17 protein-coding genes are annotated in these 19602 nt (G+C 63.5%); 15 read left to right on the top strand and 2 right to left on the bottom strand.

Translation table 11 applies throughout. The annotated features are described in order from the left end of the window. Positions 1-129: 129 nt before the first annotated feature. From VR71_RS05645 to VR71_RS05635, 3 genes are read left to right on the top strand one after another with little or no spacing between them, the layout of a single operon-like run. Positions 130-2130, top strand: coding sequence for an acetyl/propionyl/methylcrotonyl-CoA carboxylase subunit alpha (locus tag VR71_RS05645; RefSeq protein WP_045681988.1), 2001 nt, complete (start codon positions 130-132; stop codon positions 2128-2130). Between the two features lie 4 nt (positions 2131-2134). After that, positions 2135-2917 carry a hypothetical protein gene (locus VR71_RS05640; protein ID WP_045681986.1) on the top strand — a complete coding sequence of 261 codons (783 nt, stop codon included), beginning with the start codon at positions 2135-2137 and terminating at the stop codon, positions 2915-2917. Positions 2918-2922: 5 nt separating this feature from the next. Then, on the top strand, positions 2923-3540 hold the full coding sequence (locus VR71_RS05635; protein WP_296429940.1) for a hypothetical protein: 618 nt from the start codon (positions 2923-2925) through the stop codon (positions 3538-3540). A 13-nt stretch (positions 3541-3553) separates the two neighbouring features. Here VR71_RS05635 and VR71_RS05630 read toward each other — a convergent pair whose 3' ends face one another. Then, positions 3554-4000, bottom strand: a complete 447-nt coding sequence (locus VR71_RS05630; protein ID WP_040650781.1) for a DUF4174 domain-containing protein — start codon at positions 3998-4000, stop codon at positions 3554-3556. A gap of 169 nt (positions 4001-4169) precedes the next feature. Between VR71_RS05630 and VR71_RS05625 the strand changes: the two genes are divergently transcribed. Then, entirely contained in the window at positions 4170-5105 is a 936-nt protein-coding gene (locus VR71_RS05625; RefSeq protein ID WP_045681984.1) for a hypothetical protein, read from the top strand. After that, the gene (gene scpA / locus VR71_RS05620; RefSeq protein WP_045681978.1) at positions 5077-7206 is read left to right on the top strand and encodes a methylmalonyl-CoA mutase; all 2130 of its coding nucleotides are present in this window, start codon (positions 5077-5079) and stop codon (positions 7204-7206) included. Before VR71_RS05625 ends, scpA begins: the two co-directional genes overlap by 29 nt. 190 nt (positions 7207-7396) lie before the next feature. Here the strand turns inward: scpA and VR71_RS05615 are convergent, their stop codons facing one another. Beyond that, on the bottom strand, positions 7397-8593 hold the full coding sequence (locus VR71_RS05615; RefSeq protein WP_045681977.1) for an NAD(P)/FAD-dependent oxidoreductase: 1197 nt from the start codon (positions 8591-8593) through the stop codon (positions 7397-7399). Positions 8594-8719: 126 nt separating this feature from the next. On the opposite strand from VR71_RS05615, the gene ftsW reads away from it, so the two are divergent. The 10 genes from ftsW to ftsZ form a co-directional block, all read left to right on the top strand. After that, on the top strand, positions 8720-9883 hold the full coding sequence (gene ftsW, locus VR71_RS05610) for a putative lipid II flippase FtsW (protein WP_045681976.1): 1164 nt from the start codon (positions 8720-8722) through the stop codon (positions 9881-9883). Continuing rightward, positions 9880-10986: a UDP-N-acetylglucosamine--N-acetylmuramyl-(pentapeptide) pyrophosphoryl-undecaprenol N-acetylglucosamine transferase gene (locus tag VR71_RS05605; RefSeq protein WP_296429938.1), complete on the top strand. Its 1107-nt coding sequence runs from the start codon at positions 9880-9882 to the stop codon at positions 10984-10986. The genes ftsW and VR71_RS05605 overlap by 4 nt, the downstream gene beginning before the upstream one ends. Further along, positions 10983-12380 (top strand): UDP-N-acetylmuramate--L-alanine ligase, encoded by a 1398-nt coding sequence (murC, locus tag VR71_RS05600; RefSeq protein WP_045681975.1) that lies wholly within the window; start codon positions 10983-10985, stop codon positions 12378-12380. The genes VR71_RS05605 and murC overlap by 4 nt, the downstream gene beginning before the upstream one ends. Positions 12381-12384: 4 nt before the next feature. Then, positions 12385-13572, top strand: a complete 1188-nt coding sequence (locus tag VR71_RS05595) for an APC family permease (RefSeq protein WP_045681974.1) — start codon at positions 12385-12387, stop codon at positions 13570-13572. Then, positions 13569-13814, top strand: coding sequence for a DUF2484 family protein (locus VR71_RS05590; protein ID WP_009819508.1), 246 nt, complete (start codon positions 13569-13571; stop codon positions 13812-13814). The genes VR71_RS05595 and VR71_RS05590 overlap by 4 nt, the downstream gene beginning before the upstream one ends. A 55-nt stretch (positions 13815-13869) precedes the next feature. Further along, complete coding sequence (gene murB, locus VR71_RS05585) at positions 13870-14811, top strand: UDP-N-acetylmuramate dehydrogenase (protein ID WP_296429971.1); 942 nt, start codon at positions 13870-13872, stop codon at positions 14809-14811. Between the two features lie 52 nt (positions 14812-14863). Further along, complete coding sequence (locus tag VR71_RS05580) at positions 14864-15787, top strand: D-alanine--D-alanine ligase (protein WP_198134903.1); 924 nt, start codon at positions 14864-14866, stop codon at positions 15785-15787. Between the two features lie 29 nt (positions 15788-15816). Continuing rightward, complete coding sequence (locus tag VR71_RS05575) at positions 15817-16644, top strand: cell division protein FtsQ/DivIB (protein ID WP_296429936.1); 828 nt, start codon at positions 15817-15819, stop codon at positions 16642-16644. A 2-nt stretch (positions 16645-16646) separates the two neighbouring features. Then, complete coding sequence (ftsA, locus tag VR71_RS05570; RefSeq protein ID WP_009819504.1) at positions 16647-17981, top strand: cell division protein FtsA; 1335 nt, start codon at positions 16647-16649, stop codon at positions 17979-17981. A 173-nt stretch (positions 17982-18154) separates the two neighbouring features. Further along, positions 18155-19602, top strand: a 1448-nt coding sequence (gene ftsZ, locus VR71_RS05565; protein WP_045681970.1) for a cell division protein FtsZ, incomplete at its 3' end; no start/stop codon positions are given.

The following is a 19602-nucleotide window of genomic DNA, read 5'->3' as shown; positions in this document are numbered from 1 at the left end:
TGCCTGCCCGCCGCAAGATTTCAAACCGAACCATCGGCGCGCCCTGCGCCGGTGGTTTTTTTGTTGTGCCAAGAGAGATCCGGCGCGCCGCCTGAGGGGCTGCCGCGTAACGTGAGGAAGGGACGGAAGATGTTCAAGAAGATATTGATCGCCAACCGGGGCGAGATTGCCTGTCGCGTGATCAAGACCGCGCGCAAGATGGGCATCGCCACGGTGGCGATCTATTCGGATGCGGATCGCAATGCGCTGCATGTGCGCATGGCCGATGAGGCGGTGCATATCGGACCGGCCCCTGCGTCTGAGAGCTATATCGTCATCGACAAGGTGATGGCTGCGGTCAAGGCCACAGGGGCCGAGGCCGTGCATCCCGGCTATGGATTTCTGAGCGAGAATCCCAAGTTCGCACAGGCGCTGGAGGCGGCGGGTGTGGCCTTTGTCGGGCCTCCCGTTAAGGCTATTGAGGCGATGGGGGACAAGATCACCTCGAAGAAGATCGCGCAGGAGGCGGGCGTGAGCACTGTGCCCGGCTATATGGGCCTGATCGCCGATGCCGAAGAGGCGGTGACGATTTCGAACCAGATCGGTTATCCGGTGATGATCAAGGCCTCTGCGGGCGGCGGCGGCAAGGGGATGCGGATCGCCTGGACGGACGAGGAGGCGCGCGAGGGGTTTCAAAGCTCCAAGAACGAGGCGGCGAGTTCCTTTGGGGATGACCGGATATTCATCGAGAAATTCGTCACGCAGCCACGCCATATCGAGATTCAAGTGCTGTGCGATACCCATGGCAACGGCATCTATCTGGGCGAGCGGGAATGCAGCATTCAGCGCCGCAATCAAAAGGTGATCGAAGAGGCGCCGAGCCCGTTTCTGGATGAGGCCACGCGCAAGGCGATGGGGGAACAGGCCGTGGCGCTGGCACAGGCGGTGGGCTATGCCAGTGCCGGCACGGTCGAATTCATCGTCGATGGCGAGAAGAATTTCTTCTTCCTTGAAATGAACACGCGGTTGCAGGTGGAGCATCCGGTGACGGAGTTGATCACCGGTGTCGATCTGGTCGAGCAGATGATCCGGGTGGCTAATGGCGAGGCGCTGAGCCTGACGCAGGCCGATGTAAAGCTCAAGGGTTGGGCGATGGAGAGCCGCCTCTATGCCGAGGATCCCTATCGCGGGTTCCTGCCGTCGATTGGCCGTCTGACCCGCTATCGCCCGCCCGAGGAACTGGCGATGGACGGCGCGGTGGTGCGCAATGACACCGGCGTCTTTGAGGGCGGCGAGATCAGCATGTATTACGATCCGATGATCGCCAAGCTCTGCACCTGGGGGCATACCCGCGCCGAGGCGATTGAGGGGATGCGGGTGGCGCTGGACAGCTTTGAGGTTGAGGGGATTGGCCATAACCTGCCGTTCCTGAGCGCGGTGATGGATCACCCGCGCTTTGTCAGCGGCGATATCACCACGGCGTTCATTGCCGAGGAATATCCCGAAGGCTTTACCGGCGTGACCCTGCCGGAAGAGGCTCTGCGCGCGATTGCCGCGAGCACGGCGGCGATGCACCGGGTGGCGGAAATCCGGCGCACGCGGGTGTCGGGGCGGATGGACAATCACGAGCGCCATGTCGGCGAGGACTGGGTTGTGAGCCTTCAGGGCAAGAGCTTTGGCGTGGTGGTGGCCGCCGACCGCGAGGGGGCGACTGTGCGCTTTGAGGATGGTGACACGCTGCGGGTCACGAGCGACTGGACGCCGGGGGATCAATTGGCGCGGCTTGATGTGGATGGCCGGACGCTGGTGCTCAAGGTCGGCAAGATCAGCGGCGGGTTCCGTATCCGCACGCGGGGCGCTGATCTCAAGGTGCATGTGCGCACGCCGCGTCAGGCGGAACTGGCCGCGTTAATGCCCGAGAAACTGCCGCCTGATACATCCAAGTTGCTGCTCTGCCCGATGCCGGGGTTGATCGTGAAGGTCAATGTCGCGCCGGGCGACGAGGTGCAGGAGGGGCAGGCGCTCTGCACCGTGGAGGCGATGAAGATGGAAAACATTCTGCGCGCCGAACGCAAGGGCGTCGTGGCAAAGGTCAATGCCGGACCGGGCGACAGCCTGGCGGTGGATGATGTGATCATGGAGTTCGAATGAGGGGATGATCGAGCTTGCCCTGAATAACCTGCTGTTGCTGGGGGCTTGCGCCGCCGGCATTCTGCTGGTCGCCTTCTTCGTAATGGAGGAGGCGCCGGTGGCGCGGCGGGTGTTCGGGCAATTCATGTTTGTGATTGCCTTGCCGCTCTTGGTGTTGGTGGTGACGCCCTTGCTGCTCTTGGCCACATGGCTGGGGGTGAGCGTGCCGATCATGCAGGCCTTGATCGCGGGGCTGGTGATCGCGGGTGGCTGGCTTACGGGGGCAATCTTTAACGAGTTGGGCAAGGCCAAGGCCAAGGCCGAGCGGTTGCGCGATTTTCACAAGGCGATTTATGCCGAGATTGGCAATGCTCTGGCGGCGTTGTGGGACAGTGGCCGGGCGCAAGACTATGCAAGACAGACCATAGACCGGATGCAGCGTGAGCCGGATTACATCCCGTTCATTCCGCGGGAGCATCACGATCACATTTTCGATGCGATCACCACGCAGATTGATGTTCTGCCCCGGCAGACGATTGACGCGGTTGTGGCCTATTACAGTCTGGTCAAGGGAATCGCGAACCTTGCCGATGACATGCGGGGAGATCGGTTTCAAAGCCTGTCTCAGGACCGGCGCATTCTGCTGTATTCAGATTATCTGGAGATGCGGCGCCAAGCCTTTGATACCGGGCAATTCGCGCTCAAACTGATCAAGGCCTATGCCGCCGATGGGGCATCTGCGGCGGAGCGTCTGCTGATCAATAGCCGGGACGCGGACCTGTCCGCCCGGTCACAGGGATCGGAGTGAAGGGAATGTCAGGATCTTTTTCCATTGGTTCCGTGTCCTCGATTGAGCCTGCGCAGGGCACCATGCTCTGCCCGTTGAATATAGGGTGGCTGGTCGGCTTTCGCAAGCGATGTGGCCGTGTCGGGCGCACGGGCCTTGGGTTCGGCTTGGCGGGACTGGTGGGGCTGTCCGCCTGCGCGCGGGACGCAGAGGCGGCGCAGCGGGGGCGGTTGGCGGCGTGGTTTGCCTTGGGCGAGACTGTGGAATTCACGGCGATGATGCACTGTGCCGTCGGCCTCTACCGGGTGGCCGACGGGCGGATCAAGGCGGCGATGCCGGTGGCAGGCTCTGCGCCTGAGATGGCGCGGGTGCTGGGCGCGCGGGGGCGCGCGGCATGGGGCGCGCCGGGGCAGGCCCCCGATGCCGCGATGATCGCAATGGCCAATGTCGACAGACCCACCGGCATGGCCATGCGGCGAGCGGGGCTTGAGGCGCGGGCCTGTATGGGTGAGGTGAGCGAGAGCGCGTTTCATCATCTGCTGGGCACGCCCGGCGTGGTTCTGGCCTGGGAGGCCGAGACCGGCGCGCTGATGCTGATGGACCCCGGCACCGGGCTCTTGATCGTGGCGATGGGAGAGGGCTGATGGGGCGCGGGGATCAGCTGTCGCCGGGTCGCTCGCGCAGTTCCTGTTGGCGCATCGGCAGCTTGTCGATGGTGCGGATGATCTCGCGCACATGCCAAGGCGCGGGCTTGCGCAGATATATGACGCCATCCTTGCCGATGAGCACAAGGCCAAACCCGCGCGGGCGCAGTGTCTTGCGCAGGTCCGAGCGGGCGTCGGGGTCCGTATCGGTGATCACCACCACATCGAGGGCAGTGAGCACATCGAGCCGGTCGCTGATATACCCCATCTGTTCGACATATCGCGGATCGGCGGGGGTATCGGCAAAGATCACGAGCGGTCTTTTGAGCCAGAGGAAATCATTCAAATTGATCGCATCGGCCGTGAGGATTGAGGCGGATGCGGGGGCTGTACCACTGTCCTGCGCAAAACCGGTAGTGGCGATAAATGCCGCTAAAACAAGGGATAAGATGGGTTTCATGGGCTCTCCTGCTGGCACAGATATAGGCCGGTTGGTGGCGTTTGCGAAGGGCGAATGCCGCAGCCGCGTGAATTTTTCAGGGTTAAGCGCATGGTCAGGAATTGGTCGCAGGATCGGAGGCAAGAGTTTCCGGCCGCGGATTGCGGCGATTCGAAAGGTCAGACCTGACATGGAGATCATCCTGCATCTGGGGGCGCATCGCACCGCCTCGACATCGTTTCAGCATTACATGCGGGCCAATGCGGCCGAGTTGGCCGCGCAGGGCCTTGGCTATTGGGGGCCGGAGGTGACGCGCGACGGGGTGCTGAGCGGGGTCATTCCGATCGCCGGAGCGATGAGCGCTACCGTGCAGTTGGACCGTGCGCGTGGGCGCATCGCGCTGCGGCTGGCCGAGGCGCGGGCGCAGGGGCTGAAGCGCGTGCTGGTGAGCGACGAGAACATGATCGGCGCGGCGCGGCGCAACCTGCGGCGCGGCCGGCTCTATCCGGGCATAGGCGAGCGAATGGCGCGGTTTGCGCATGCGTTCGATGGGCGCATCACCCGCGTGGCCCTGTCGGTGCGGGGACAAGACAGTTGGTGGGCCTCGGCATTGGCCTATGGCGTCGGGCGTGGTCATGCTGTGCCGGAGGTCGATGATCTGGACCGCTTGGTGACGGTCAACCGCCATTGGCGCGAGGTGATCGGCGATCTGGCCTGTGCGCTGCGCGGTGTCGATCTGGTGGTGCTGCCGCATGAGGCACATGCCGGGCGGCCCGAGGATCGCTTGCGCGCCATGACCGGGATCGAGGCGTTGCCGCGCAAGGCGTCACGGCTCTGGCTCAACCGCGCGCCCGATCTGGCGGCTTTGCGCCGCGCTGTGGCGGCGCGGGGCGGAGATGTGACGCAATTGCCCGAGGGCGAGGGGCGCTGGCAGCCCTTTGACCGGGATCAGAGATTGGCCCTGCAAGAGGCCTATGCCGACGATCTGTTCTGGCTCGGAGCCGGGGCGGAGGGTCTGGCGCGACTATGTGAGGAAACCGGACCGGATGAGGCGGGGAGACACCTGCCCTCTGGCCAGAATGCAAGAGGACATCAGAATGGCTTTGAAGAAAGACGATTGGCGTAAGCTGGCGGCGGCGGAACTCAAGGGACGGCCGCTCGAAGATCTGACCTGGAAGACGCTGGAGGGCATTCCCGTCGCGCCGCTCTATACCGCCGAGGATGTGGCGGAGCTGCCGCATATGGGGGGCATTCCGGGGGCAGCGCCGTTCACACGCGGGGTCAAGGCCACGATGTATGCCGGGCGTCCCTGGACGATCCGGCAATATGCCGGATTCTCCACGGCGGAGGAGTCGAACGCCTTTTACCGCCGCAATCTGGCGGCGGGGCAGCAGGGGGTGTCGGTCGCCTTTGATCTGGCCACGCATCGCGGCTATGACAGCGATCATGCGCGCGTCGAGGGTGATGTCGGCAAAGCCGGGGTGGCGATTGACAGCGTCGAGGATATGAAAATCCTCTTTGATGGCATCCCGCTCGATAAGGTCAGCGTCAGCATGACGATGAACGGTGCGGTGATCCCGGTTCTGGCCAGTTTCATTGTCGCGGGGGAAGAGCAGGGGCATGACAAGAGCCTGCTGTCGGGCACCATTCAGAATGACATTCTGAAAGAATTCATGGTGCGCAACACCTATATCTATCCGCCCAAACCGTCGATGCGGATCGTGTCGGATATCATCGCCTATACCGCCGAGCATATGCCGAAGTTCAACTCGATCTCGATTTCCGGCTATCACATGCAGGAGGCGGGCGCGAACCTTGTGCAGGAGCTTGCCTATACGCTGGCGGATGGGCGCGAATATGTGCGTGCCGCGATTGAGGCGGGGATGGATGTCGACAGTTTCGCGCCGCGTCTGTCGTTCTTCTTTGCCATCGGGATGAATTTCTTTATGGAGGCGGCCAAGTTGCGGGCGGCGCGGCTCTTGTGGCACCGCATTATGACCGAGTTCGGCGCGACGCGCGAGACCTCCAAGATGCTGCGCACCCATTGTCAGACCAGTGGTGTGAGTTTGCAGGAGCAGGACCCCTATAACAATGTCATTCGCACCGCCTATGAGGCGATGAGCGCGGTTCTGGGCGGCACGCAATCGCTGCATACCAATGCGCTGGATGAGGCGATTGCCCTGCCCACGGATTTCTCGGCGCGGATCGCGCGCAACACGCAGTTGATCCTGCAGGAGGAAACCGGGGTGACCAAGGTGGTCGATCCGCTGGCGGGGTCGTATTACGTCGAGAAGCTGACGCATGATCTGGCGGAGAAGGCCTGGGCGCTGATCGAGGAAGTCGAGGACATGGGCGGCATGACCCGCGCGGTCGAGAGCGGCATGCCCAAATTGCGGATCGAGGAGACGGCGGCGACCCGGCAGGCGATGATCGACCGGGGTGACGAGGTGATCGTCGGCGTGAACAAGTATCGCAAGGACAAGGAAGACCCGATCGACATTCTCGACATCGACAATGACAAGGTACGGGAGTCTCAGATCGCGCGGTTGGAGCGTATTCGGGCGAGCCGGGACGAGGCCGCCTGTCAGGCCGCGCTCGACGAATTGACGCGCCGTGCGCGCGAGGGGGGCAATCTGCTTGACGCGGCGGTGGATGCCGCGCGGGCGCGCGCCACTGTGGGAGAGATCAGCATGGCACTGGAAAAGGAATTCGGGCGGCACCGCGCCGAGGTCAAGACGCTGGCCGGGGTGTATGGCGCGGCCTATGAGGGCGATGCGGGCTTTGCCGCCATTCAGAAATCGGTGGAGGATTTCGCCGAGGTAGAGGGGCGGCGGCCGCGCATGCTGGTCGTCAAGATGGGGCAGGACGGGCATGACCGGGGGGCCAAGGTGATTGCCACGGCCTTTGCCGATATCGGGTTTGACGTCGATGTCGGCCCCTTGTTCCAAACGCCCGAGGAGGCGGCGCAGGATGCCATAGACAATGACGTGCATGTCGTGGGGATCAGTTCTCAGGCGGCAGGGCACAAGACACTGGCCCCCAAACTGATCGAGGCGCTACGGGCGCGCGATGCGGGCGATATTATCGTGATCTGCGGCGGCGTCATTCCGCAGCAGGACTATGCCTTTTTGCAAAAAGCGGGGGTCAAGGCGATCTTTGGGCCGGGCACGAATATTCCCGAGGCGGCCAAGGACATTCTGCGGCTCATTCGCGAGGCGCGTGGATAGGGTGTAAGGGGGGCGGTGGGGGCGTTTGCTGACGCTGACCCCAAGCGATGAGCCGCGTGGTGCCCGACCGCCGCGCGGCGGCGCTACGCGCCTTTGTTCCGCGCATTGGGGATTGAGGCCAAGGTCAGCAAAAGGCCGCAAAACAGTCTTTGGTCTGTCGGCCTGACCGAGGCGGGCTGGGACCGAACGGCTAGGCGTCTGTCCCGGTTTGCGCAATCGCCGTGCCTGCGGCCCAGCCCGACGACCACGCCCATTGGAAGTTGTAGCCGCCAAGCCAGCCGGTTACATCCACGGCCTCGCCAATGGCATAGAGGCCGGGGAGATGCCGGGACTCGAGGGTCTTGGACGAGAGCCCGTCGGTGGCGATACCGCCAAGCGTGACTTCGGCGGTGCGGTAGCCTTCGGTGCCGGTGGGTTTGAGCGTCCAGCCGCGCAGCGCGTCGGTGATCGCAGCCAACCGTGCGTCGGAGTGATCGGCGAGATTGCCTGCGAGACCAAGGGCAGGGGCGAGATAGGCCACCAGTTTCGCGGGCAAGTGATGGCTGAGGTCGGTGGTAATGTTGCGACGACCTGCGGTCTGACGCTGTTGGCGGAGTGCGTCATAGAGCGTGGCGTTGGGGTCAAGATCAAGGGATATCGGCTGACCCTCACGCCAGACGGACGAGATTTGCAGGATCGCGGGGCCAGAGAGGCCGCGATGGGTGAACAGCGCCGCCTCGTCAAAGCTGATCCCGTCGCAACTGGCGCGCACCGGCAGAGCGGTGCCCGAGAGCGCGGCAAAGGGCGCGTCGGAAAAGGTGAGCGGCACAAGGGCGGGGCGAATGTCCGTCAACTGATGGCCGAATTGCTGTGCGATGTCATAGGCCATGCCGGTGGCGCCCATCTTGGGGATGGATTTGCCGCCCGTGGCGAGCACGAGGTTGCGGGCCGTGACCGTGACACGCCGCCCCTCGCGGTCGAGCGTGACGCAGAAGTGGCGGCCGTCATGCGTGACATCCGACACTTGCGTCGAGAGCCAGAGTTCGGCCCCGGCTTGGCGCAGTTCCTTGACCAGCATGGCAACGATTTGGGTCGCCTTGTCGTCACAAAAGAGCTGGCCCAGGGTTTTTTCGTGCCAGGCGATGCCGTGGCGCGCGATGAGATCGAGAAAATCCCATTGGGTATAGCGCGAGAGCGCCGACTTGCAGAAATGCGGGTTGGCCGAGATGAAATTCGCCGGTGTCGTGCCAAGGTTGGTGAAATTGCAGCGCCCGCCGCCCGAGATTCGGATCTTTTCGCCCGGTGCGCGTGCATGGTCGATCACCAGCGTGCCCGGCCCGGCATGGGCGGCACACATCATGCCGGCGGCCCCGGCCCCGAGAATAAGAGTGGTGCAGGCGTGGCGCATGGGCATGGCTCTGACGCGAAATGCTGCCGATTGGCAAGGGGATAGTTCTGGCATTAAGGTGAAAATAACGCTAGGATATGTGTCAGACCCCGAAAAGGGGCGCAAGATGCATGAGGCGGCAGTCAGATGACAGAAATGGTCTACGGGGCAATGCCCCTGCGGGACGCAGAGCCCGTCCTTCCGAAATGGTGGCGCACGATCGACAAATGGTCGCTGACCTGTGTTCTGATCCTGTTCAGTATCGGGATGTTGCTGGGCCTTGCGGCCTCGCCGCCCTTGGCAGAGAAAAACGGGCTTGGTGCGTTTTATTACGTGCAGAGGCAGGCGCTGTTTGGCGGGATGGCGCTGGCAGTGATGGTGCTGGTGTCGATGATGCGCCCAGAGATGGTGCGACGTCTGGCGGTGTTGGGGTTCCTTGCTGCGTTTCTTGCCCTGATGGCGCTGCCGTTTCTCGGCACCGATTTCGGCAAGGGCGCTGTGCGGTGGTACAGTCTGGGCTTTGCCTCGGTTCAGCCGTCAGAGTTTCTCAAGCCGGTGTTTGTGGTGGTCGCGGCCTGGATGATGGCCGCAAGCCAACAGGTGAATGGGCCGCCGGGGCTGAGTTGGTCGTTTCTGCTGACCATCGTGATCCTTGCCTTTCTGGCGATGCAGCCTGATTTTGGGCAGGCGGCGCTGGTGCTGTTTGGCTGGGGTGTGATGTATTTTGTGGCCGGTGCGCCGGTGACGCTGCTGTTGGGCATGGCGGGGGGCGTGGTGCTTGTCGGGACCTTTGCCTATTCCAATTCCGAGCATTTTGCGCGACGGATCGACGGGTTTCTAAGCCCGGAGGTGGACCCGACAACGCAGCTTGGCTTTGCCACCAATGCGATCCGCGAGGGCGGATTTTTTGGCGTCGGCGTGGGTGAGGGACAGGTGAAATGGAGCCTGCCGGATGCGCATACGGATTTCATCATCGCGGTGGCGGCTGAGGAATACGGGCTGGTTCTCGTGCTCTGCATCATTGCTCTTTATGCCAGTGTCGTCGTACGCTCGCTGATGCGGTTGATGCGGGAACGCGATCCGTTCATTCGGTTGGCGGGGACCGGGCTTGTGATCATGTTTGGGGCGCAAGCGATGATCAACATGGGTGTGGCGGTGCGCCTTCTGCCTGCGAAGGGCATGACGCTGCCGTTTGTGAGCTATGGTGGATCCTCTGTGGTAGCGGGGGGCATTGCCGTGGGCATGCTTCTTGCCTTTACCCGGACGCGGCCACAGGGCCAGATCGGGGATATTCTGCGGGGGCGGCGGTGAGCGCGCGGCAGCCCCTCTTGATCATCGCGGCGGGCGGCACGGGCGGGCATATGTTTCCGGCGCAGGCGCTGGCCGAGGTGATGCTGCGGCGGGGCTGGCGGGTGCGTCTGAGCACCGATGCGCGCGGGGCGCGCTATGTGGGCGGCTTTCCGCATTCCGTCGAGATCGAGCAGGTGGCTAGCGCCACCTTTGCGCGGGGCGGCCTTGTCAACAAAGTGATGGTGCCGTTTCAGGTCGCGGGCGGCGTGGTGGGAGCCGGACTGCGGATGATGCGCGACAAGCCGGATGTGGTGGTGGGCTTTGGTGGCTATCCGAGCATTCCGGCCTTGGTCGCGGCATGGGCGTTGCGGCGTCCGCGCATGGTCCATGAGCAGAACGGGGTTCTGGGCCGGGTCAATCGAATTTTTGCGAGGCGGGTCGATGTGGTGGCCTGCGGCACATGGCCGACAACGCTGCCGGAGGGTGCCGAAGGCGTGCCGGTGGGCAATCCGGTGCGTGCGGCCGTGCTGGAGCGGGCGGGGGCGGGGTATATCGCGCCCGGAGATTATCCGATGTCGGTGCTGGTGATCGGCGGCTCTCAAGGCGCGCGGATCCTCAGCGATGTGGTGCCCGCCGCGATTGCCGCGCTGCCGGAGGCGATCCTGCGCAATGTCCGGGTGAGCCATCAGGCGCGCGAAGAGGATATGAACCGCGTGGCGCGGTTCTACGCCGGGGCCGGGATTGATGCGGATGTTCAGCCGTTTTTCCGCGATGTGCCGCGGCGCATGACTGAGGCGCAATTGGTCATCAGCCGGGCGGGAGCGTCGAGTATCGCCGATATTTCCATCATCGGGCGACCTGCGATCCTGATCCCCTATGCCGCCGCGGCGGGGGACCATCAGGCCGCCAATGCGCGCGGGTTGGCGGCGGCTGGCGGGGCAATCGTGATCCCCGAGAGCCGGCTATCCGAGGCGGTGCTGACCGAACAGATTGCCGCTGTGCTGAGCGATCCGAGGGGCGCGTCGATGATGGCGCAGGCGGCGCTGAGCTGCGGGATGCCGGACGCGCCACAACATCTGGCCGATATGGTCGAAGACATTGCGAATAAAGGGCAGAGCCGATGAATGCAGCCACCAAGCTACCGACCGATATTGGACCGATTCATTTCGTGGGGATCGGCGGTATTGGCATGTCGGGGATTGCCGAGGTGCTGATCAACCATGGCTACCGGGTGCAGGGGTCTGATCTGAAATCCACCCCCATCACCGAGCGGTTGGCGGGTATCGGCGCCACGGTATTCGAGGGGCAGCGGGCGGAGAACCTGGACGGGGCAGAGGTGGTGGTCATTTCTTCGGCCATCAAGCCGGGCAATCCCGAGCTGGATGAGGCACGCAAGCGTGGCTTGCCGGTCGTGCGCCGGGCCGAGATGCTGGCAGAGCTGATGCGGCTCAAGTCCAACATCGCCGTGGCGGGCACCCATGGCAAGACGACCACAACGACGCTTGTCGCGGAGCTGTTGGTCAAGGGCGGGATTGATCCCACGGTGATCAACGGTGGTGTGATCCATGCCTATGGCAGCAATGCGCGTATGGGGCAGGGCGAGTGGATGGTGGTGGAGGCCGACGAGAGCGACGGCACCTTTAACCGTCTGCCCGCGACCATTGCCATCGTCACCAATATCGACCCCGAGCATATGGAGCATTGGGGCGATTTCGAGCGGTTGCGGCAGGGGTTTTACGACTTTGTCAGCAATATTCCGTTTTACGGTCTGGCTGTCTGTTGCACTGATCATCCCGAAGTGCAGGCGCTGGTGGGGCGGATCACTGACCGTCGGGTTCTGACCTATGGGTTCAACGCGCAGGCCGATGTGCGCGCGGTCAATCTGACCTACGAGAAGGGTGTCGCGCATTTTGATGTGGCTCTTCAGGCCGAAGGGCGGGTGATCGAAGGCTGCACCCTGCCGATGCCCGGCGATCACAATGTCAGCAATGCGCTGAGTGCCGTGGCGGTGGCCCGGCATCTGGGCATGAAGGCCGATGAAATCCGCGCGGCCTTGGCCAGTTTCGGCGGCGTCAACCGGCGCTTTACCCGCGTAGGCGAGGTGGACGGTGTCACCATTATCGACGATTACGGTCATCATCCGGTGGAGATTGCCGCCGTGCTGCGCGCCGCACGGCAGGCGACGACCGGTCGGGTGATCGCGGTGCATCAGCCGCATCGCTATACCCGCCTGTCGAGCCTGTTTGATGATTTCTGCGGCTGCTTCAACGAGGCGGATGTGGTGGCGATTGCCGAGGTTTATGCCGCTGGTGAAGATCCCATTCCGGGGGCGAGCCGGGATGATCTTGTGGCGGGGCTCATCCGGCACGGCCATCGACACGCCCGCGCTATCCGTGACGAGGACGATCTGGAGCGGCTGGTGCGCGAGCAGGCCGGACCGGGGGATATGGTTGTCTGTCTGGGCGCGGGCACGATCAGTGCCTGGGCCAACGGGCTACCTGCGCGTCTCAAGGGATAGAGACATGGCCGAGATCCTCAAACGCAGGATCGGGCTAGGATTGCTGACCGCTTACGGTGTTGGGGTCATGGTGGGGGCCGGGATTTACGTTCTGGTCGGGGCCGTGGCCGCCGAAGCCGGAATCTGGGCACCCTTGGCCTTTGTGCTGGCGGGGGTCATCGCCGCCCCCACAGCGCTGAGTTATGCTGAGTTTTCCACCCGGTTTCCGGAAGCCGCCGGCGAGGCGGCCTTTGTCGCAAAGGGGGTGCAAGCGCCATGGTTGGGCACGCTGGTCGGGCTGGCGATTGTGATGGCCGGGGCGGTATCGGCAGCGGCAGTGTTGCGTGGTGGCGTGGGGTATCTGGGCGCAGTGACGGGATGGCCTGCGGGGCCGAGCATGGTGGTGATCGGGGCGCTGTTGGCGGCGGTGGCCGTGGTCGGCGTGTTGGAGAGCCTTGCGCTTGCCGCGATCTTTACGGTGGTTGAGGTTCTGGGACTGGGTCTGGTGGTTTATGCAGGGTTCAGCGCCGTGCCTGTCGCGGATTTTCAGATGCCGCAAGAGATAGTCTGGTCGGGCGTGACGGCCGGGGCGGTGCTGGCTTTCTTCGCCTTCATCGGGTTTGAGGATATCGTCAACATGGCCGAAGAGGTGCGCGAACCGGAGCGCGTCCTGCCCCGTGCAATCCTGTTGTCCCTGATCATCACGAGCCTGCTTTACGCGTTGGTCACTTGGGCGGCGGTGCGGTCGGTGCCGCTCGAGCGGCTTGGCGCGAGTGAGCAGCCCTTGGCGCTGGTGTGGCAAATGGGGCAGGGCGGCAGTGCCGCGTTTTTGTCATTGATCGCGGTGGTGGCGGCATTGAATGGCGTTCTGGCGCAGATGGTGATGGCGAGCCGGGTTCTGTTTGGTCTGGGACGGCGCAGTGCATGGCTGTCCGTGTTTCACCACGCGCACCCCCGGTTTGGCACGCCAGTGCGCGCAACCGCACTGATCGGTGTGGCGGTCATCGGGGGCGCGCTGGCCTTGCCGGTGGCGGAGTTGGCGGGTGTGACCTCGACGTTGCTCTTGACGGTGTTCGTGATGGTCAATGGCGCGCTGATCCTGATGAAGCGGCGGGTGCCCGAAGCGGCGTTTCGGGTGCCGGTGGCGGTGCCGGTCTTTGGTGTGGTGGTGGCGTTGGCCGCCTTGGGCGCGAGCCTTGGAGGGTTGGGATGACACTGTCTCTGATATTGGCCTGCCTCTGGGCGGTGGCTGCAAATGTCTTGGCGATGCTGCCAAGCCGCGACAATTACTGGCGGCGGGCCTATGTTCTGATAGCGCTCGGCGTGCCGATCCTCGGGTTTGTCACATGGCAGAACGGACCTTGGATTGGTCTGTTGGTGATGGTCGCGGGCATGAGCGTTTTGCGTTGGCCGGTGATCTATCTCGGGCGTTGGATCAGGCAGCGCTTGGGGTAGCTCGGGCGCATGGGGCTTTACCTTGGGCGCGGCAGAAGGCAGAAGAACCGCCATGATGAGATTTCCTGATACGCGGGGCGCATTGACCCCGAATAGGCCTTTGGCCGATCTGACCTGGTTGCGCGTGGGCGGGCCAGCGGATTGGCTGTTTCAACCGGCTGATCTGGAGGATCTGGCAGCATTTCTGGCTGGGCTGGATGCGGCGGTGCCAGTTTTTCCCATGGGTGTGGGCAGCAATCTCATTGTGCGCGATGGGGGTCTTCATGCCGTGGTGATCCGGTTGGGACGCGGGTTCAACGGTATTCGCGTTGAGGGTCCGCGCGTCGTTGCCGGGGCGGCCGCGCTCGATGCGCATGTCGCACGGCGGGCGGCGGAGGCGGGAGTGGACCTCACATTTCTGCGCACTATTCCGGGCAGCATCGGTGGCGCGGTGCGGATGAACGCGGGCTGCTATGGGGCCTATGTGGCGGATCATCTGATCGAGGCGCGGGCCGTGACACGCGGCGGTGAGGTGGTGACGCTATCGCCCGATGCGCTGCAATTTGCCTATCGGCACAGCGCGCTGCCGGACGGCTGGGTGATCTTTGAGGCGACGTTTGAAGGCGTGCCGGGCGATCCGGCGACGCTGGAGGCCAAGATGGCCGAGCAGATCGCCAAGCGTGATGCCACACAGCCCACCAAAGAGCGCAGTGCCGGCAGCACATTCCGCAATCCGGCCGGGTTTTCCTCGACCGGGCGGGCCGATGATGTGCAGGATCTCAAGGCCTGGAAGGTGATCGACGAGGCGGGATTGCGCGGCGCGCGGCGGGGGGCGGCGCAGATGAGCGAGATGCATCCCAACTTTTTGATCAACACCGGCGGGGCCTCTGCTGCTGATCTTGAGGGCCTCGGCGACGAGGTGCGAAAAAAGGTTTTTCAAATGCGTGGAATAGAGTTAGAGTGGGAAATCATGAGGGTCGGTGAACCGGCTCCGGGCGCAAGCCCTCAGGCAGACTAACAAAAACAATACGACAACAGGGCCGGTAAACCGGTCCGGGACATTGAGGCACATGGTGGTTGGTTCGAGCAGAACAACCCCGAAAGTGGCGGTGATCATGGGCGGCCCCTCGGCGGAGAGGGACGTGTCGCTCTCTTCAGGGCGTGAATGCGCCGTCGCGTTGAGGGAAGCAGGGTTTGAGGTGGTCGAGGTGGATGCCGCGACAGACCTCTGCACGCGTTTACAAGACATAAAGCCGGACGTGGTATTCAATGCCCTGCATGGGCGTTGGGGTGAGGATGGGTGCGTGCAGGGGATGTTGGAATGGCTGGGCCTGCCCTATACTCATTCGGGCGTTCTGTCGTCCGCTCTCGCCATGGACAAGGAGCGCACCAAGGTGGCCTACCGCGCGGCCGGTCTGCCTGTGGTCGACAGCGTGTTGGCGCGGCGTGACGAGGTGCGGGCCGGGCATGTGATGCCGCCGCCCTATGTGGTCAAGCCCTACAATGAGGGATCGTCCGTAGGCGTCTATCTGGTCGAGGCCGGGGCCAACCGGCCGCCTGCGCTCTCGGATGATATGCCGGATGTGGTGATGGTCGAGAGCTATGCACCGGGGCGTGAACTCACGACCACGGTGATCGGCGACCGGGCTCTGACGGTGACGGATATCCTGACCGAAGGCTGGTATGACTACGATGCCAAATACAAGCCCGGTGGCTCGCGCCATGTGGTGCCTGCCGATGTGCCGCAGGAGATCTTCGACGCGTGCCTCGACTATGCGCTGCGGGCGCATGAGGTTCTGGGCTGTCGCGGGGTGAGCCGCACTGATTTTCGCTGGGATGAAGCGCGCGGTCTTGACGGGTTGATCCTGCTTGAGACCAACACGCAGCCGGGGATGACGCCGACCTCCTTGGTGCCGGAACAGGCGCAGGCGCTGGGCATTTCCTTTCCTGAATTGTGCCGCTGGATGGTGGAGGATGCGTCATGCAACCGGTAATTCCGCGGGCTGATCCGGCACCATCACGGATGTCATATCGCCTCCAGCGGTTGATGCTGACGCCGCTTTATCGACGGCTGATCCGGTTCGGTTTGCCGGTGCTCGTGATTGCTGGGCTGGTCGGAGGGTATCTGGGCAGCGAGGCGCGGCGCACGGCGCTGGTGGAGCAGATTGCGGACCTCCGCCACCAGATTGAGACGCGCCCCGAGTTCATGGTCAACCTTTTGTCGGTCGAAGGCGCGAGCACGAGCGTGCAAGAGGATATTCGCGAGATTTTCCCCTATGACCTTCCCGCGAGCTCGTTCGACCTCGTGCTCGACGACATTCGGGTGATGATCGAGGAATTGCCTGCCGTGGCGCGTGCTGAGGTGCGCATTCGGCAGGGTGGCGTTTTGGTGGCCGAGATCACCGAGCGCGTGCCGGTCGCGCTCTGGAAAACGCGGGATGCGCTGAACGTGATTGATATCGAAGGTCAGGTGATCGGGGTGGTCAATGCCCGCTCTGAGCGCGCCGATTTGCCGGTGGTGGCAGGCGAAGGCGCACCCGAGCAGGTGGCAGAAGCGCTGGACGTTCTGCACGCTGCGGCTCCGATGGGGCTGGAGCTGCGCGGTCTTGTGCGGATGGGCGAGCGGCGTTGGGATCTGGTTCTATCGGATGGCAAGCGCGTTCTCTTGCCCGAGAGCGGGGCGGTGCGCGCGTTAGAGCGGGTGATGGTGCTTCATGGGGCGCAGGACATGCTGGAGCGGGATCTGGCGGCGGTGGATATGCGGATCGCGGCGCGTCCGACGATCCGATTGAACGAAGCGGCCATGGAAGACTGGTGGACGATAACTCAGATGAGCTTGGGGACGAACTGACGATGATCGAGCTGTATGAATCCCAAAGGGCGATGCGCCATATGCGCAAGGCGGCGATGCAGAGGGGCGTGGTCGCGGTGCTGGATGTGGGCACCTCCAAGATCGCCTGTCTGGTGCTGCGGTTTGATGGCACCGAGCGGTTGCATGAGGCCGAGGGAATTGGCCGGATGGCCGGGCAAGCCGGGTTCCGGGTGATCGGGGCGGCGACGACACGCTCGCGCGGGGTGCGCTTTGGCGAGATCGACGCCATGGCCGAGACCGAGCGCGCCATTCGCACCGCCGTTCAGGCGGCGCAGAAGATGGCCAATATCCGGGTCGATCATGTCATTGCCTGTTTTTCGGGCGCAGGGCCGCGCAGCTATGGTCTGGCCGGGCAAGTCGAGTTGGAAGGCCATACCGTCAGCGAACAGGATATCAGCCGCGTGCTGAGCGCCTGCGACGTGCCGGATTTCGGCGAGGGCCGCGAGGTGCTGCATGCGCAGCCGGTCAATTTTGCGCTGGATCATCGCAGTGGCCTGATTGATCCGCGCGGGCAGATGGGGCAGGTCTTGTCCACCGACATGCATATGCTGACGGTGGACGGTGCCGCGATCCAGAACCTAGCCTATTGCGTCAAGCGGTGTGACCTGGAACTGGCAGGGGTTGCCAGCTCTGCCTATGTGTCGGGCATCGCGGCGCTGGTCGAGGACGAGCAGGAACTGGGTGCCGCCTGTATTGATCTGGGCGGCGGCACGTCGGGTGTGTCGATCTTTATCAAGAAACACATGATCTATGCCGATAGCGTCCGCATGGGCGGCGATCATGTCACCAATGACATTTCCATGGGGTTGCAGGTGCCGCAGGCCACCGCCGAGCGGATCAAGACCTTTTACGGCGGTGTCGTGGCCACCGGCATGGATGACCGCGAGATGATCGAGATCGGGGGCGACACCGGCGATTACGAGCATGATCGGCGGCGGGTGAGCCGGGCCGAACTGATCGGGATCATGCGCCCGAGGGTCGAGGAAATTCTCGAAGAGGTGCGCGCGCGGTTGGATGCCGCAGGGTTCGATCATCTGCCCAGCCAACAGATCGTGTTGACCGGAGGCGGCAGCCAGATCCCCGGTCTTGACGGGTTGGCAAGCAAGATCTTGGGGCAGCAGGTGCGTCTGGGGCGGCCTCTGCGGGTGCATGGGCTGCCGCAGGCGGCGACCGGGGCGGGGTTTGCCAGTGCGGTGGGTATGTGCCTCTTTGCGGCCAATCCGCAGGACGAATGGTGGGATTTCGAGATTCCCGTCGATCGCTATCCGGCGCGCTCGCTGAAGCGGGCGATGAAATGGTTTCGGGACAACTGGTGACCGCAAGATGTGGCGTCATCGGCGAAATCCCGCGAAAAAGACCACGAAAGGCGCCATATTTAGTGGCTGTTTCGTGTTTTTTAGGTGACGATTGGGCCAACCATCGGTAAGAATGGTGCCAATCAGGCGGAAAACAGCCCGCGAATGTGGGCATCAGGACAGGCGGACAAGCTATGACACTCAACCTCACTATGCCCGGACATGACGAGCTGAAGCCCCGTATCACCGTTTTCGGTGTGGGTGGGGCGGGTGGCAACGCCGTGAACAACATGATCGAGAAGCAACTCGATGGTGTGGATTTCGTGGTGGCCAACACGGATGCGCAGGCCCTGAGCCAGAGCAATGCGGAAAGCCGCATTCAGCTGGGCGTCAAGGTAACTGAGGGGCTGGGCGCAGGCGCGCGGGCCTCTGTCGGGGCCGCCGCCGCCGAAGAGAGCATCGAGCAGATCGTTGATCATCTGGCGGGTGCGCATATGTGCTTTATCACCGCCGGCATGGGCGGGGGCACCGGCACCGGGGCCGCACCGATCATCGCGCAGGCCGCGCGTGAGTTGGGCGTGCTGACGGTGGGTGTTGTCACCAAGCCGTTCCAGTTCGAGGGCGCCAAGCGGATGCGTCAGGCCGAAGAAGGCGTTGAGGCGCTGCAAAAGATGGTCGACACGCTGATCATCATCCCCAACCAGAACCTGTTCCGTCTGGCCAATGAAAAAACGACCTTTACCGAGGCGTTCAGCATGGCCGACGATGTTCTCTATCAGGGCGTCAAGGGTGTGACCGATCTGATGGTGCGCCCCGGCCTCATCAACCTTGACTTCGCCGATGTGCGCGCCGTGATGGACGAGATGGGCAAGGCGATGATGGGCACCGGGGAGGATAGCGGCGAGGATCGCGCCATCCAGGCCGCAGAAAAGGCGATTGCCAACCCGCTCCTGGATGAAATCAGCCTGCGCGGGGCCAAGGGTGTGTTGATCAACATCACCGGCGGTCATGACCTCACGCTGTTCGAATTGGACGAAGCCGCCAACCGCATCCGCGAGGAAGTGGACCCGGATGCGAATATCATCGTGGGGTCGACCCTTGATCCGTCGATGGAAGGCTCGATCCGTGTCAGCGTTGTGGCGACGGGTATCGACGTGAGCCAAGTGGCCGCCGATTTGCCCGTGCCGCGCCGCTCGATGGCGCAGCCGCTCAAGCAGCAAGTCAGTGCCGAAGTTCCGGCCCCGGCCCCGGTTGCACAGCCCGAGCCTGCACCGGTTGCCGCCCGAGTGGCCGAGCCTGAGCCCTCGCTCTTTGGTGCGATGGACGCGCAGCGCGCCGCTGCCGAGGAGCAGATGGAGGATATCTTTGACGACGAGATCGCCGCTGACGATCTGCCGCCGCCGGCCTATCAGCCGCGCGTCGAGGAATTCGCGCGCAGCACCTATGCCGAAGAGGATGATCTCGATGCCTATGTCGCGCCGCGCGCCCCGGCCCCCGGCACGCCCACTCCTGAGGCATTGCAGCGGTTGCAGGCCGCTGTCGGTCGCACCCCGGTGCAGCCACAACAGCGCCGCCCCGAGCCCGAGGCCCGTGCGCCAGAAGAGCGTCCGCGCTTTGGCATAAACTCGCTGATCAACCGGAT

The sequence above is a fragment of the Roseovarius sp. BRH_c41 genome, from assembly GCF_000961715.1.
In the GTDB taxonomy this organism is placed as follows: Bacteria; Pseudomonadota; Alphaproteobacteria; order Rhodobacterales; family Rhodobacteraceae; genus Roseovarius.
The sequence above is the reverse complement of the archived record's forward strand: the minus strand, read 5'-3'. Positions and strand labels throughout refer to the sequence as shown.

Coding starts and splice junctions, on each gene's coding strand:
- VR71_RS05580 (WP_198134903.1), top strand. CDS start 14,864: ATGGTGGTTGGTTCGAGCAGAACAACCCCGAAAGTGGCGGTGATCATG.
- murB (WP_296429971.1), top strand. CDS start 13,870: ATGAGATTTCCTGATACGCGGGGCGCATTGACCCCGAATAGGCCTTTG.
- ftsW (WP_045681976.1), top strand. CDS start 8,720: ATGACAGAAATGGTCTACGGGGCAATGCCCCTGCGGGACGCAGAGCCC.
- VR71_RS05615 (WP_045681977.1), bottom strand. CDS start 8,593: ATGCGCCACGCCTGCACCACTCTTATTCTCGGGGCCGGGGCCGCCGGC.
- VR71_RS05630 (WP_040650781.1), bottom strand. CDS start 4,000: ATGAAACCCATCTTATCCCTTGTTTTAGCGGCATTTATCGCCACTACC.
- VR71_RS05635 (WP_296429940.1), top strand. CDS start 2,923: ATGTCAGGATCTTTTTCCATTGGTTCCGTGTCCTCGATTGAGCCTGCG.
- scpA (WP_045681978.1), top strand. CDS start 5,077: ATGGCTTTGAAGAAAGACGATTGGCGTAAGCTGGCGGCGGCGGAACTC.
- VR71_RS05625 (WP_045681984.1), top strand. CDS start 4,170: ATGGAGATCATCCTGCATCTGGGGGCGCATCGCACCGCCTCGACATCG.
- VR71_RS05640 (WP_045681986.1), top strand. CDS start 2,135: ATGATCGAGCTTGCCCTGAATAACCTGCTGTTGCTGGGGGCTTGCGCC.
- ftsA (WP_009819504.1), top strand. CDS start 16,647: ATGATCGAGCTGTATGAATCCCAAAGGGCGATGCGCCATATGCGCAAG.
- VR71_RS05590 (WP_009819508.1), top strand. CDS start 13,569: ATGACACTGTCTCTGATATTGGCCTGCCTCTGGGCGGTGGCTGCAAAT.
- murC (WP_045681975.1), top strand. CDS start 10,983: ATGAATGCAGCCACCAAGCTACCGACCGATATTGGACCGATTCATTTC.
- VR71_RS05575 (WP_296429936.1), top strand. CDS start 15,817: ATGTCATATCGCCTCCAGCGGTTGATGCTGACGCCGCTTTATCGACGG.
- VR71_RS05595 (WP_045681974.1), top strand. CDS start 12,385: ATGGCCGAGATCCTCAAACGCAGGATCGGGCTAGGATTGCTGACCGCT.
- VR71_RS05645 (WP_045681988.1), top strand. CDS start 130: ATGTTCAAGAAGATATTGATCGCCAACCGGGGCGAGATTGCCTGTCGC.